At 66.3% G+C, this 13,186-nt stretch carries 17 protein-coding genes; 8 read left to right on the plus strand and 9 right to left on the minus strand.

What is annotated here, in order from left to right; genetic code table 11:
- Positions 1–105: 105 nt before the first annotated feature.
- Both ACZ6SF_RS04785 and ACZ6SF_RS04790 read left to right on the plus strand, forming a co-directional pair.
- Positions 106–783 carry a hotdog family protein gene (locus ACZ6SF_RS04785; RefSeq protein ID WP_466060626.1) on the plus strand — a complete coding sequence of 226 codons (678 nt, stop codon included), beginning with the start codon at positions 106–108 and terminating at the stop codon, positions 781–783.
- Between the two features lie 58 nt (positions 784–841).
- Entirely contained in the window at positions 842–1,723 is an 882-nt protein-coding gene (locus ACZ6SF_RS04790) for an enoyl-CoA hydratase/isomerase family protein (RefSeq protein ID WP_466060627.1), read from the plus strand.
- A gap of 111 nt (positions 1,724–1,834) precedes the next feature.
- Here ACZ6SF_RS04790 and ACZ6SF_RS04795 read toward each other — a convergent pair whose 3' ends face one another.
- Positions 1,835–2,194 (minus strand): Rv2640c family ArsR-like transcriptional regulator, encoded by a 360-nt coding sequence (locus ACZ6SF_RS04795; RefSeq protein ID WP_466060628.1) that lies wholly within the window; start codon positions 2,192–2,194, stop codon positions 1,835–1,837.
- A gap of 97 nt (positions 2,195–2,291) precedes the next feature.
- On the opposite strand from ACZ6SF_RS04795, the gene ACZ6SF_RS04800 reads away from it, so the two are divergent.
- The 4 genes from ACZ6SF_RS04800 to ACZ6SF_RS04815 all read left to right on the plus strand — a co-directional run bounded on the left by ACZ6SF_RS04800 (position 2,292) and on the right by ACZ6SF_RS04815 (position 5,099).
- A complete protein-coding gene (locus tag ACZ6SF_RS04800) occupies positions 2,292–2,771 on the plus strand; it encodes an ArsI/CadI family heavy metal resistance metalloenzyme (RefSeq protein ID WP_466061341.1) in 480 nt (159 codons plus the stop codon).
- Between the two features lie 35 nt (positions 2,772–2,806).
- Positions 2,807–3,850 (plus strand): ACR3 family arsenite efflux transporter, encoded by a 1,044-nt coding sequence (arsB, locus tag ACZ6SF_RS04805; RefSeq protein WP_466061342.1) that lies wholly within the window; start codon positions 2,807–2,809, stop codon positions 3,848–3,850.
- Positions 3,847–4,260, plus strand: a complete 414-nt coding sequence (locus tag ACZ6SF_RS04810) for an arsenate reductase ArsC (RefSeq protein WP_466060629.1) — start codon at positions 3,847–3,849, stop codon at positions 4,258–4,260. Before arsB ends, ACZ6SF_RS04810 begins: the two co-directional genes overlap by 4 nt.
- Before the next feature lie 116 nt (positions 4,261–4,376).
- Positions 4,377–5,099 carry an HAD family hydrolase gene (locus ACZ6SF_RS04815; protein WP_466060630.1) on the plus strand — a complete coding sequence of 241 codons (723 nt, stop codon included), beginning with the start codon at positions 4,377–4,379 and terminating at the stop codon, positions 5,097–5,099.
- A 101-nt stretch (positions 5,100–5,200) separates the two neighbouring features.
- Here the strand turns inward: ACZ6SF_RS04815 and ACZ6SF_RS04820 are convergent, their stop codons facing one another.
- Positions 5,201–5,884, minus strand: coding sequence for a GDSL-type esterase/lipase family protein (locus ACZ6SF_RS04820; protein WP_466060631.1), 684 nt, complete (start codon positions 5,882–5,884; stop codon positions 5,201–5,203).
- The gene (locus tag ACZ6SF_RS04825) at positions 5,881–7,149 is read right to left on the minus strand and encodes a helix-turn-helix transcriptional regulator (protein ID WP_466060632.1); all 1,269 of its coding nucleotides are present in this window, start codon (positions 7,147–7,149) and stop codon (positions 5,881–5,883) included. The genes ACZ6SF_RS04820 and ACZ6SF_RS04825 overlap by 4 nt, the downstream gene beginning before the upstream one ends.
- Positions 7,150–7,428: 279 nt before the next feature.
- Here ACZ6SF_RS04825 and ACZ6SF_RS04830 point away from each other — a divergent pair, with 279 nt between their 5' ends.
- On the plus strand, positions 7,429–7,752 hold the full coding sequence (locus ACZ6SF_RS04830) for a hypothetical protein (protein WP_466060633.1): 324 nt from the start codon (positions 7,429–7,431) through the stop codon (positions 7,750–7,752).
- A 93-nt stretch (positions 7,753–7,845) separates the two neighbouring features.
- On the opposite strand, the gene ACZ6SF_RS04835 is transcribed toward ACZ6SF_RS04830, so the two are convergent.
- Complete coding sequence (locus ACZ6SF_RS04835) at positions 7,846–9,267, minus strand: DHA2 family efflux MFS transporter permease subunit (RefSeq protein WP_466060634.1); 1,422 nt, start codon at positions 9,265–9,267, stop codon at positions 7,846–7,848.
- A gap of 73 nt (positions 9,268–9,340) precedes the next feature.
- Here ACZ6SF_RS04835 and ACZ6SF_RS04840 point away from each other — a divergent pair, with 73 nt between their 5' ends.
- Entirely contained in the window at positions 9,341–9,748 is a 408-nt protein-coding gene (locus ACZ6SF_RS04840) for a helix-turn-helix domain-containing protein (protein ID WP_466060635.1), read from the plus strand.
- A gap of 18 nt (positions 9,749–9,766) precedes the next feature.
- On the opposite strand, the gene ACZ6SF_RS04845 is transcribed toward ACZ6SF_RS04840, so the two are convergent.
- Genes ACZ6SF_RS04845 through ACZ6SF_RS04865 form a run of 5 tightly spaced genes read right to left on the minus strand, consistent with a single transcriptional unit; the run spans position 9,767 to position 13,158 of the window.
- Positions 9,767–9,994: a hypothetical protein gene (locus ACZ6SF_RS04845; RefSeq protein ID WP_466060636.1), complete on the minus strand. Its 228-nt coding sequence runs from the start codon at positions 9,992–9,994 to the stop codon at positions 9,767–9,769.
- A 27-nt stretch (positions 9,995–10,021) separates the two neighbouring features.
- Positions 10,022–10,771 carry a TetR/AcrR family transcriptional regulator gene (locus tag ACZ6SF_RS04850; protein ID WP_466060637.1) on the minus strand — a complete coding sequence of 250 codons (750 nt, stop codon included), beginning with the start codon at positions 10,769–10,771 and terminating at the stop codon, positions 10,022–10,024.
- A gap of 25 nt (positions 10,772–10,796) precedes the next feature.
- Positions 10,797–11,597, minus strand: coding sequence for an enoyl-CoA hydratase/isomerase family protein (locus ACZ6SF_RS04855; protein WP_466060638.1), 801 nt, complete (start codon positions 11,595–11,597; stop codon positions 10,797–10,799).
- Positions 11,594–12,844 carry a CaiB/BaiF CoA transferase family protein gene (locus tag ACZ6SF_RS04860; protein ID WP_466060639.1) on the minus strand — a complete coding sequence of 417 codons (1,251 nt, stop codon included), beginning with the start codon at positions 12,842–12,844 and terminating at the stop codon, positions 11,594–11,596. Before ACZ6SF_RS04860 ends, ACZ6SF_RS04855 begins: the two co-directional genes overlap by 4 nt.
- On the minus strand, positions 12,844–13,158 hold the full coding sequence (locus ACZ6SF_RS04865) for an SDR family NAD(P)-dependent oxidoreductase (RefSeq protein WP_466060640.1): 315 nt from the start codon (positions 13,156–13,158) through the stop codon (positions 12,844–12,846). Before ACZ6SF_RS04865 ends, ACZ6SF_RS04860 begins: the two co-directional genes overlap by 1 nt.
- Between the last annotated feature and the right edge of the window lie 28 nt (positions 13,159–13,186).

A 13,186-nucleotide genomic window follows, 5' to 3' on the forward strand; every position in this document is an offset into this window, starting at 1 on the left:
CGGGCAGGTGCGCGATAGATACTGATTTAGATACAGTAGACAATACCGTTGAGCTTCTGCCAAGGTTTGCGGGAGACTAGATGGTAAGGAAGAGGTGCGTTGGCCGTGAACGAGGTACCCGCCCCGGGGGCTGCCGTGTCCCCGATACGTTTCGGCGAGAAGCCCCTGGCCGAGACCGTCGCCGCGGCCGGTGCGCTACGCCGGATCGCGGGGCTGCTCATCTCGCTGGAACATCCGCATCCGGCCGTGGCGCCGATGCTCGAACAACTCGCCGGATGGGAACACGAGCTGGCCGCGGCGGCACCGCCCGATCTCGCACCCCGGGTAGGGGAGTCCCCGGCCGATAGCCAGCGCGTATATCTGGACCACGCATTCGATATCGGGGCGTTCAACCCGTGCTTTCCGGAGTATCGATTCGATCGGCTCGGTCCCGCGACGGCCTCGGGGCGGATCACCTTTCCGCTCGTCCACGAAGGCCCGCCGGGGCTCGTGCACGGCGGCTTCCTCGCGGTCTTCTTCGACGCGGTGGTCCAGCACCAGAGCTGCGCGGCCGGGGTGACGGGAAAAACGCGCGCGCTGACGGTCACCTACCGGCGCCCCACCCCGATCCTGGTCGAACTGCGTTTCGATATCGAACGAGAACAACATGCCACCGGTATCCGATCCATCGCCAGGTTGTTCCGCGACGACCTGCTGCTGTGCACGGGCGAGGTGGACACTGTCGCCGCTTCCGCCGCGAAGCTGACCGGCGCCCGGTTCGGGCGCCGGCGCGCGCTCGACTGATCCGCGGACACCCGGTGCCCGAGACCACGAGATCTCCGTGAAGAGAAGAGGAACACTGATGACCAGCTCGAGCGCCACGCCCGGCCGAGTCCGCTACGAGGTGGATCCCGCCGGCCGGATCGCCACCGTCACCCTCGACAATCCCGCGCGGCGCAATTCCTACGACGCCGCCATGCGCGACGAGCTGGCCCGTCACCTCGACCGCGCCGCCGAGGACGACGACATCACCGTGGTGCTGTTGCGTGGCGCAGAGGGCGTCTTCAGTACCGGCGCGGATATGAACAATGCCTACGGCTGGTACGGGGCGCGCGGAAACGGAAAACCGGCGAAGAGCCGGCCCAGTCAGCGGCGGCGGCTGACCGTCGACCGCAAATCGTTCGGTTTCTACCACAATCTGATGGGCTATCCGAAGGTCACCGTGGGCGAGATCAGCGGCTACGCCCTGGGCGGCGGATTCGAAATGGCGCTCATGACCGATATCTCGGTCATCGCCCGCGACACCCGGATCGGGATGCCGGCCACCCGGTTCCTCGGCCCCGCGCTCGGCAGCCTGCATATGTTCTTCCACCGCCTCGGCCCGGTGCTCGCGCGCCGCCTGCTGCTCACCGGTGACATCATCGAGGCGGCGGAGGTCGAACAGCTCGGGGTGTTCACCGAAACCTGCGCCGCCGCGGAGGTCACCGCGCGGGCGCGCTACTGGGCCGAGAAGGCCGCCAAGATGCCCGCCGACGGTGTCGTCATCGCAAAAGAGGCGTTCCGGCTGGTCGAGCAGAGCCAGGCGTATCAGGGTGAGGAGGTCGCGAGCTATCTGTTCCACGCGTTCGGGACCAACCTGCAGTTCGCGCCCGGGGAGTTCAACTTCGTCAAGACTCGCGCCGAACACGGAACTCGCGAAGCATTCCGGATGCGGGACGAGCACTTCCACGTACCCGAACCGTGAGAACAGCACTTCGATCGGTTCTCCGGCCATCCGGCAGGTGATCGCGCTACACGGCCGTACTCGCGGCTCCGGGTGCGCTCGATCGGTTCGCCGGCGCGCTCGTCGACGTCCTCAGCGGCAGCAGGTGGGGTCCAGCACGGTACACAGTGCGGTCAGGGCGTCTCGGCGGGCCCGGTGGAGCACGCTCATACCGTGGCGTTCGGAGTCGATGAACCCGGCCTTGCGGAGTTGGGTGAGGTGATGGCTGACGGTCGATTCCGATAGCTCGACCGTCGCGGCGAGGTCGCCACCGGTGCGGCCGGTATCGGGGTCGGACAGCAGCAGCGATATGAGCTTGACCCGGACCGGGTCGGCGAGGGCTTTCAAACGCAGGGCGATATGCAGCGCTGCGTCGTCGCCGATCGGGCCGGCGGCGACGGGGGCGCAGCAGACGGGTGCGGTGGTGTCGATGACCGGTAGCGCTTTCGGCATGCGAGCAATCCTACCCGCACTTATTGACTTATGTCGAAAAGGTGGCACACTGGCCGCCGTCAGTAATTCGATATATGTCACACAGGTGGTGATCATGATGTCCCGAATACAGCTCGCCCTCAACGTCGACGATCTGGAGGCCGCGGTCGGGTTCTACTCGACGCTGTTCGGCACCGAACCGGCCAAACGCAAACCCGGCTACGCCAATTTCGCGGTCGCCGAACCGCCACTGAAACTGGTGCTCATCGAGAACCCCGGCCATGGTGGCAGTCTGAATCACCTCGGTGTCGAGGTCGAGTCCTCGGAGCAGGTGCACGCCGAGATCGCCCGGATGTCGGAGGCGGGGTTGTTCACCGAAGAGCAGATCGCGACGACGTGTTGTTTCGCGACGCAGGACAAGGTGTGGGTGAGCGGGCCCGGTGAGCAGCGGTGGGAGATCTACACGGTACTGGCCGATTCGGAGTCCTTCGGCACCGCGCCCGAGTTCGCCGGACAGGACGGTGCCGAGGTGGTGCAGGACTGCTGCGGCACGGACGGCCGCGGTAGTTCCGAAACCGTCTGCTGCACCCCGGCGTGAGCGCGGAGAGTCAGGTGCCGGTCCCGCGGCTGCCGATGCTGGACCGGCTGCTGCCGGTCTGGATCGGAATCGCCATGGCCGCGGGACTCGCACTCGGCCGGCTCGTGCCCGGACTCGGTGCGGCCCTGTCCGCGGTCGAGGTGGACGGGATCTCGCTGCCGATCGCGGCCGGGCTGCTGATCATGATGTATCCGGTGCTGGCCAGGGTCCGCTACGACCGGCTCGATACCGTCACCGGTGACCGGCGCCTGCTGGCCGGATCGCTCGTGCTGAACTGGGTGATCGGCCCGGCACTGATGTTCGCGCTGGCCTGGCTGCTGCTACCGGACCTGCCGGAGTACCGGACCGGACTCGTCATCGTCGGGCTCGCACGCTGTATCGCGATGGTCATCATCTGGAACGACCTCGCCTGCGGAGATCGGGAAGCCGCCGCGGTGCTGGTCGCGATCAACTCGTTGTTCCAGGTGCTCATGTTCGCGGTCCTGGGCTGGTTCTACCTCGCGGTCCTGCCGGGATGGCTCGGGCTGGAGCAGACCGCGATCCAGGCTTCGCCCGTCGATTTCGCGGTCTCGGTGCTGGTGTTCCTCGGGATCCCGCTGGCCGCCGGATATCTCACCCGCCGGATCGGTGAGCGAACCCGTGGCCGGGACCGGTATGAAAACCGGCTGCTCCCGGCGATCGGTCCATGGGCGCTCTACGGTCTGCTGTTCACCATCGTGATCCTGTTCGCGCTCCAGGGTGAGCAGATCATCGGCCGGCCGCTGGATGTCGTGCGGATCGCGTTGCCACTGCTGATCTATTTCGCGCTCATGTGGGGTGGCGGGATCGCCCTCGGGATCTCGTTGCGTCTCGGCTACGCGCGAACTACGACGATGGCGTTCACCGCGGCCGGTAACAACTTCGAACTCGCCATCGCGGTCGCGATCGCCACCTACGGCGCCGACTCCGGCCAAGCGCTGGCGGGGGTGGTCGGCCCGCTGATCGAGGTCCCGTTCCTGCTCGCCCTGGTATACCTATCCCTCGCTCTGCGGCGGCGCCTCACTCGGGCCCCGCCTCGTCGAAAGGCCCCCGTACGATGAATTCCGTTGCGAGCGTGTTGTTCGTCTGTGTCCACAACGCCGGCCGCTCCCAGATGGCCGCCGCGTTCCTCGCCCACCTCGCCGGCGACCGGATTCGCGTGCGATCCGCGGGCACAACGCCCGCCGATACGATCAACCCGGTGGCGATCGAGGCGATGCGGGAGGCCGGGATCGATATCTCCACCCGCACCCCGGCGGTACTGACGGCCGACACCGTACAGACTTCCGATGTCGTGATCACCATGGGATGCGGCGACACCTGCCCCTACTTCCCCGGAACCCGCTACCTGGACTGGCAACTCGACGACCCTGCCGGTGCCGATATCGCGACCGTGCGCCGGATCCGGGACGCTATCGAACAACGGGTTCGCGGATTGTTGACCGAACTCGGTGTCGACGCGAATCCGTAGCGGACGTCCGGTAGCGGGCGTCGTGCGTGCGCTCCTCGGCCTGCGCCTGTTGCCACGTGCCGCCGCGGCAGCACATCCACCTCGTCGGCCCTGATCGGGTCTGCCAGAATGCACTCATGAATGCGGCGCCCCCGAGGCTCGTCATCTGGGATATCGACGGCACCCTGATCCCCGCCGACCTGAGATGGCTTCGAAGGGCTATTTCGCGTACTTATTCGCTACCGGAGTCGGATGTGGTTTTCCCGGCAGCACGCGTACACGGCTTCACCGATGAGTCGATCGTTGTCGAAACCGCTGTTGAGTCGGGAATCTCGCAAGAACTGGCCGAGGATGGTATCGCTCGTTTCCGGGACGAGCTGAAAGCGGTGATGTCCGAAGGCGAAGACGAGCTGGCGCGCGACCAACCGGCCTACGCCGGCGCGGTCGAATCGATCGCCGAACTGGACAAACACGGGTTCGTTCAAACCGTCTTGACCGGAAATATGCGATACGCGGCGGAAACCAAGCTGAGAGCGGCCGGTTTGGACGCACATCTTCGACTCGACCTCGGCGCGTACGGCTCGGATTCCCGAGACAGACTGGAACTGCCCGCTGTTCTCGCCGATCGATATCGCGACCGGCTCGGAAGCCCCCTTCCCAGCTCCCGGGTCGTGGTGGTGGGTGACGCGCCGAACGATATTCTCTGTGCTCGGCATGCAGGCTTTCGGGTCATCGTCGTCACACACCGGATGACGCGCGGCGAACTTCTCGAACACTCGCCCGATGAGGTACTCGATGCTTTGGACCCGGAATCGGTTGTATCCGCGGTCCGATCACTGATCGGTGCGTCGACTCACTGAATCCCGGGTTGTCCGGATCCGTTCCCGCAGTGCCCGGACAGGCTCTTCCTTGCGCCACGGCGCAATTCTCTCGATGGCTCGCTGCGCACGGTCGATACGCTCTATCGAAGGGTCTGGCGGATCGCGCCGCGTTCTCTACTCCGGATGATGGTCTGGGCGATCATCTTCGCCAGAGGCTCGTGGGACTCGCGGCTCAGATGCACGCCGTCGATCCCGGGACTCGCGACAACAGCCGCGTCCACGAACAACGCCTTGCGCGATTCGGCGATGCGGCGAATCGCCGCGCCGAGCTCCTTCGATTTGCGCTCGGATTCGGCGTCGTACTCAGAACTTTGCTCGGCGAACGCGGGCCGGCCGGCATCGAGGTGGATCGGACCCACCAGCAATACCTGAGGTACCCCACCGGTGCGGGTCCAAGCAGTGCGTTCGATAGTGTCGATGTATCCCTCGAGCGCGGCGCCGATGGCGCTCGGCTCTCGCCCGAACTTGGTTTTGAGATCGTTGTTTCCCAGCATGATCACCACCATGTCCAAGGGTGAGTGGCTGCGCAGGCATGGTTGAAAGTAGGCACGGCCGTTGCGGTCGTCGCGGTCGGGATCATCCAGGTCGGTGGTGCGTCCGCCGAGACCTTCCTCGATTATCGCGTACCCGGTGCCCAGGAGTTCCTGTAGCCGTCCCGTCCAGCGTACGTCGGCCGGCCAGCGACCCCGCTTCTCGGAGGGTTGGCCGAAGGTGTTGGAGTCACCGAAGCACAAGACGGTGAATGCGGCCGGATCGACGATCACGATCGGGTCCCTGCATGTGGGACGAATTCGCTGAGATGGTCGGCGACCTGGGCTAGTCCGTCCAGCCGTTGTCTACCCCGATGATCGAGAAGTTCATTGGTCAGGGAATGTGCCAAAGGAACGTGACGAATGAATTCCGGTGCGATCGAACAGGCCCGTCGAAGCGTGTCCACCGCACCCACATCGTCTCGGTTGTGGATCTGCGCTTTCGCGACGTTGACAAGCCTGCGGCTGCTCAGCGTCGGCGGAACGCCTGTTCCGCCGTCATGGGCAGCCTTGGCGAGCTCGAGCGCTTCGCGCGGCCGGTTCGCGTCGGTTTCGTTGATAACCCCGAAGCTGGCGGCCGAAGAATGGCCGAACACGTTGGATGCCTCGGGTCGGCGGTGGTATTCGTCGTCCAGCTGGTTCCCGGCCGATTCGCATAGGCGTAGATATCTGCGGGCCTCGTGGAAATTGCCCATTCGTGAGGTTGCGAAGGCTGTGTAGCAGATCAGCTCCCCCCAGATGGCGACATGGCGTGGGCCGGCTGTCAGCCGAGGCTCGATATCGGCGGCGGCTCGGTCTGCGTGCACCGCCGCATCGTCATACATGCCGTTCTTTGCGAACAGCCACGACCAGGATCCTTTGATCGCGGCCACCGTCAACTCGTCTCCACTCTCGGCGGCCAGCGCGTCCGCGCGTATGAGCGCCAGTGCGGCCAAGTCCTCTTGCGCCACGTAGCCGAGGAGGTTCGAGGCGGCATGCAGAAGTTGAGCGAGTGAAATATTGATCTGCCGCCGTGTCTCACCCTTCGACGTCTCGGCCGCAGCGTACGCGCTTGCCAAGACCGTAGGGAGTTCCCGTTCCAATTCGGCGAATCGAGCCGAAAAGAATAGGTCCCATGCGCGAATTACGGCAGAGGTCAGTGCGGGTTGCGTGCACGACGGTGCGTCCGGAATACATCCCATCAGCACTCGCCGCAGATGAAAAATGGGTTTGCGGTCGTGCGGGTCGATGCCCGAGCCGGCTCGCAGATGTGCCACGCCGGGCGCCTCGGGAGATATCGAGCGGACGGCAAGGAGTTCTGTGAGCTGCTCGGGCGTGACCTGGAGTAGGTCGGCGATTCTCGGCCACAGCCACGCCGATGGCTGACTTTTACCCGCTTCCCACCGCACGACAGTCGACCGCTCCACGCTCAGACGCTCGGCCAGCGACTCTTGCGTAAAGCCGAGCGCTTTACGGCGTTGTGCAAACGCTCGACGCATCCCGCGCTCCGCAGTCGCCATGTCTCACCTTCCGCCCCTACGAACGTCCAAGGCCACTCGGGCTCGGCCTCATTCGCGCCTCATAAGTGCCCAGTCGGCGCTCTGTCGCCAGGTCACCGCCGACGGTTGGCTATGGGTTACAGCTCAACCAGTACCCAGCGAGGACCAAGTTATGACCGGCAACGATACAACGCCGCACGAAGGCCGGAGGCCCGGCAACGGCTGGTGCGTCGTGCCGTGGCGCCTTACCGCGCCGGTCGGTGAGGCGTTCCTCCCCATCGACTCCAGGAGTTCACTTCGGTGAAGAATCAGGACAGGCCCAGGCGAGCGGTTGCCCTGCTGCACAGCGACCACGACGCGCAGTTGTACGAATCGCTCATACGGCGCCACCAGCTGAAAGTCATTTACACCGTTCACACCGACGCAGTCGCGGTAGTTGCCGCGCTGATCGCTGTCCAGCACGCGCTGGAGCACGATGCCGACGCCGTAGTGATCCCTCATGTCGGGACACTGGCGCCCGGTGTCCCGTGGTGGGTGATCACCGAAGCGGCCGGCCTCATCACCGGCACCCAGGAGTATCCGTTGTGGTCGATACTCGAGGCTCCGACGCGGCCCCAGCAGTGATCACCCTGGGCTTCGCCGTTGCGATCGGACTTCCGCTGTTGGTCCTCATCTTGGCGATCGTCCTGCCGGAGCATCGAAACAAGCCGTGAAGCATCACGTCCCGGATCCGCGCGGCATCGCCAGAACAGCCGTCGCGGCAGCCAGAATCAGGCACGCCCCGGCGACCGCGAAAGCCACGGCATATCCGTGTGCGAGGGCGGCCGGGTTGCCCGAGCCGCCGGTGTGGGCGGTGACCGTGGCCGCGACGGTGCCCAGTGCGGCGAGGCCGACCGCGCCGCTGAGCTGCCGGGTCGTGTTGAGCAGGCCGGAGGCCGTACCTTGTTCCGCGGCGGGAACTCCGCTGGTCGCGGCCACGGTGACGGGGGTGAACGCCGCCGCGCTCCCGAGGCCGAGCACCACACCGGGTATTCCGATCGCCAGCGGGTACGGCAGGCCCGTGCCGAAAGTCGCGGCAAAGGCCAAGAATCCGGCCGCGCCCACCAAGCAGCACGCCGGGGCCGATCGGCGTGGGCCCCAACGGACGGTGAGCGGCCCGGCCATTCGTGCTCCGACGAACATAGCGATTCCCACGGGGAGGTACCCCACCCCGGCGCGGAGCGGTCCGTATCCCATGACGTCCTGCATGTACAACGACAGCAGTATCGGGCTGGCGAAGAATCCGAGGCCGAGCAGCAGCATGACCCCGTTGCCGCTCGCCACCTCGCGTAACCGGAAGATTCGCAGCGGTAGTAGCGGATGGGACGCCCAGCGTGCCTGGTGGATCAGGAAGAGCGCCAGGCACGCGATCCCGACCGCCAGCGGCGGGGCGACACCGTGCGGTTCCGTGCCCCCCGACCGCGTCAGCGCATAGACCGTCGCCACCAGGCCGGTGGTGGCCAGCACTGCGCCGACCAGGTCGATTCGGGCCGGACCGGCAGGTCGCGTGCGAGGTAGTACCTGCCGGGCCGCGATCACCGCGATGATCCCGAGCGGTGCGGTCACGAAGAAGACCCAGCGCCAGCCGAGCCATTCGGTCAGCAGCCCACCGAGTACGGGTCCGGAGGCGGCGGCCACCGCTCCCACCGCGCTCCAGAGGCCGAGTGCCCGCGCTCGCGGGCCGGGTTCGGTGAAGGTGGTGGTCAGTACGGCGAGTGTGATCGGTATGAGCAGGGCGGCCCCGAGACCCTGGATCGCGCGCATGGTCAGGAGCCAGTACGTGCCGGTACCGGCACCGGCCAGCACCCGGGCGAGGGTGAAGACGACGATCCCGAGCAGGAAGACCCGCCGGGGGCCGAACGCGTCACCGCACCGGCCGCCGAGTAACAGGAAACCGGCGAAGGTGAGGGTGTAGGCGTTGACGACCCACGGCAGGGCCGCTGCCGAGAACCCCGAATCGGCGCGGATATCGGGCAGCGCTACCGAGACGATGGTGGCATCGAGGATCACCATGAACGAACCCAGGCAGGCCACGGCCAGTATCAGGCGGTCCCGGTTTCGCGCGCGGGCCGCGGGTGGAGTGAGGGCTTTTCTGGACAAGGGAACTCCCGGATCGCGGAAACAAGTTAGGGTCACCTTGCTTCCTCGAGTCGGGTTGAGTTCAAATGGGCAGGTGAACACCTCGACCGAGAATTTCCCGATCGCTACGGTCGCCGACCACTTCGACCTCCCGATCTCGACCCTGCACTACTGGGAACGGCAGGGTCTGCTGGTGCCGCACCGCCGGGCCGGTCGCCGCTACTACAGCCGCGACCAGGTCTACCGGATCGCGCTCATCAAACTCTGGCGCATCACCGGCCGGCTCGGGCTGACCGATATCGCCGCGTTGCTCGACCGCGATACCGGTGGCGCGTGGCGCGATACCGTCACTGCCCGGATGGACTCCATTCGGGCCGAAATCGAAACCCTCGCCGGCGCACACGATTACCTGCGCACTCTGCTGGAGTGCCGCCAACCGGGTGATCCGGCGCGATGCCCGGGTTTCCGTGCCTCGGTCACCATTCCGGCAGTCCGTGCCTAGCGTCGCGGTAGTGATCCCTCATCGGCGGGACGGACCGATATAGAGCCTTTCGCAGGGGAGTCGCGGGAGTTCGTGGCGGCGGTGGGAGTTGCTGATCAATTCGATGGTGAAAAGCTGTCTACGCCGGTGGTCTTCGATCAGGTTGTGGATCGCCTCCACGCTGGCCCGGTAATCGAAGGACACACCGCGGACCCAGATCCGCAGGTGCACATCTCCGGTCTGCTGAAGCCATTCTCGGACCGACATCGGTACTGCCTGCCTAACTCGGTACGCTCAGCCGGCCGGATCGGGAGACGGGCCGGAGCGCGCTTCCAGGGCCCTGTTGAGTTCGAACAACCGGGCGGTGCTGTCGAGCAGGCATTGCAGGCCGTATTCGAAGTTGTGCTCGTCGGGCGCACCGGATTTCCGGCCCTTGGACATGGCCTGAGCGAGCAGCGGCGTCCGGTCCGGGTCGATCACGATATCGTCGTAGTAGGCGCGGGCCGGGGTCTCGAGCTCCTTGTTCTTGTCGTAGAGCCGTTGCAGCACCACCGAGCCGCGGATGTGCAGATTGATCGCCGAGTAGGTGTCGAATGCCTGGTCCACCGTCAGCCCGGCGTCGACCAGCGCTCGTACCGCCCGTTCCATCCCCCGGGCCCCGAGCCGGGCGGCCGGCGGGCTCAGCGACGACCTGATCAGTACCAGATCGCACAGGATGGGGTTGCCGAGAAACGCGTATCGCATGGTCCGGGCGTGGTGGCACAGTGATTCGCGCCAGTTGGCGGGGTCGATGAACGGTGCGTCGAAGGTGTGTCTGCTCAGTGCGCGATCGGTCATGGCGTTGAGCAGATCGTCCTTCTTGCGGAAGTACCAGTAGATACTGGTCACCCCCACATCGAGGTGTTTGCCCAGCAGTGGCATGCTCAATCCGTCGATCGACACCTGTTCGGCGAGTTCGAACGCGCCCTCGATGATGTCGTCGGGGTTGAGCGAGCCGCGTTCGCGCCGTTGCCGCTTGCCGCGGGCGCCGTTCTTCGTCGTCATCGCCGACCTCGTTCCTTCCGGGAATTCAGGCACCTGCCCGCGGGGAGTCCGCGTACACCGGGTCACGTTTCTCGCTGAACGCGGCGAACGCTTCGAGGACGTCGGGCCCGGACAGGTTGATCGTCTGTGCGTGGCCTTCCCCCGCCAGCGCTTCCCGCAAGGTGCGGTCGGCGCCGTCGTGCAGCAGGGATTTGGTCTGTGACAGCGCCGTGGACGGGCCGGCGGCCAGGCGGGCGGCCAGTTCGCCGACGAACGTGTCCAGGGATTGCTCGGGCTGCACCCAGGTCACCAGTCCGAGCGCGTGGGCTTCCGCGGCGTCGATGGTGTCGGCGAGCATCGTGAGCCGTTTGGCCTGCTGCAAACCCACCAGTTTCGGGAGCAGCCAGGATCCGCCGCAATCGGGTGAGAGCGCACGTTTGGTGAAGATCTGGCAGAACCGGGCGTCCGGCGCGGACACCACGAAATCGCAGCCGAGCGCGAGGTTCCAGCCGGCGCCGACCGCGATGCCGCGTACCTTCGCGATCGTCGGCACCGGCAGATCGTGCAACTGCTGGATCACGTCGTTGATGGCGCGGATCTCGGCACTCGGATCGGGAAATCCGTCCATGCCACTCGCCGCGGAGATATCCGCGCCGGAGCAGAACGCCGTACCGGCACCGGTGAGCACGACGGCGCGGGCTGTGCGCCGATAGGTTATTTCGCGCAGTTCGCTGCTCAGCCGGGCCCACATCTCGCTGGTGATCGCGTTCTTGCGGTGTGGGCGGTTCAGGGTGAGGGTGCGAATCCCGTCGATCTGATCGCTGATCACCACGGGCTGTTCGGTCATCGGGGTGTCCTTTCCGCGGTTGCCTTCCGGGGAGCCGGGAGGCCGATCGCGCCCCGGTCGCGGAGTTCGGTGAGTGTGTCCGGGTCGAATCCGGCGGCGGCCAGTACTGATTCGGTGTGCTCGCCGAGCGCCGGAATCGCGCCCATCGTGGGCTCGTAGCCGGTGATGATCGCGGGCGGAAGCAGTGCGGTGACCGGTCCGCCGGGGGAGTCGGTCGTGCGCCAGCGGCCGCGCTGGGACAGATGTGGGTGGGCGACCACGTCGGTGGGTGTGTTGTACCGGGCGTTGCCGATCCCGGCGGCGTCGGCCCGTTGCTGGATGGTGTGCAGGGTATGCAGCCCACACCAGTGCTCGAGGGCGGAATCGAGCTCTCCGCGGTGGGCCACCCGGCCGGAGTTGGTGTCGAAACGCTTATCCGCGGCCAGGTCGGGGCGCTCCAGGACGTCGTGGGCCAGGCGCTGCCACTCCCGGTCGTTGGTGGTGCCCAGCACCACGGTCCGGCCGTCGCGGGTCGGGTAGGCGCCGTACGGCGCGACCGCCGGTGACGCCATGCCGATCGGTTCCTGATCTGTTCCGGTGTGCCGGCTGTAGGTGAGTGCGTAGCCCATCACCTCGGCCATGGTGTCGAAAAGGCTTACCGAGGCGGTGCGCAGAGCGGAGCATTCCGGGTGGCCCGCTCGCGCGTAGAGCATGGTCACGATCGACAGCGCCGCGTAGATGCCGGTGGAGACGTCGGCGATCGGCGGACCGGGTTTGGCCGGCGCACCGGCGGTACCGGTCACGGCGCAGGCACCGATCTCGGCCTGGACCAGCAGATCGTAGGCTCGTCGATGCGACAGCGACCCGCCCGCGCCATAGCCGTCGATCGACATGGTGACGAGATGGGGGTGGGTCGCGGCGAGGCGGTCGGCACCGAAACCCAGTGCGCCGGTCGCGCCGGGTGCGAGATTGGAAACGAACACGTCCGCGGTATCGAGCAACCGGTGCAGCGCTTCGGCGCCGCCGGGATCCTTCAGATTCAGGACCACCGATTCCTTGCCGCGATTGACCCAGACGAAATGCGCGGCCTGACCGTGCACCACATCGTCGTAGTAGCGGGCGAAATCTCCGCCGCGCGGACTTTCGATCTTGATGACCCGCGCCCCGAAATCCGCCAGCAGCCGGGTGCACATCGGCGCCGAGACGGCTTGCTCCAGCGAGACGACGGTCACGTCGTGCAGCGGCCCGCGCGCGGATTGCTCCCGCATCACATCACCAGGCCGCCGTCGACCGGGATGACCTGGCCGGTGACGAACGAAGCGGCATCGGAGGCGAGGAAAACGAATGCGCCCGCCACTTCGTCGGGTTCGGCCCAGCGCCGCATCGGGATGCGAGCCAGCATCTGCTCGGCGAATTTCGGGTCGGTGCGGACGGTGGCCGTCATCGGGGTGGCCGGATCCAGATCGGTGACCAGTACCGCCGCCCCACGCGCCGCGAGCGCCGCCGAGACAGCCGCCCCGATACCACTCGCGGCTCCGGTGACCAGCGCCGAACGCCCGGACAGATCGAATGGATTACGCATGGTCGGAGTCCTTGCCTGATGTGCGGGC

The sequence above is a fragment of the Nocardia sp. NPDC049935 genome, from assembly GCF_055586645.1.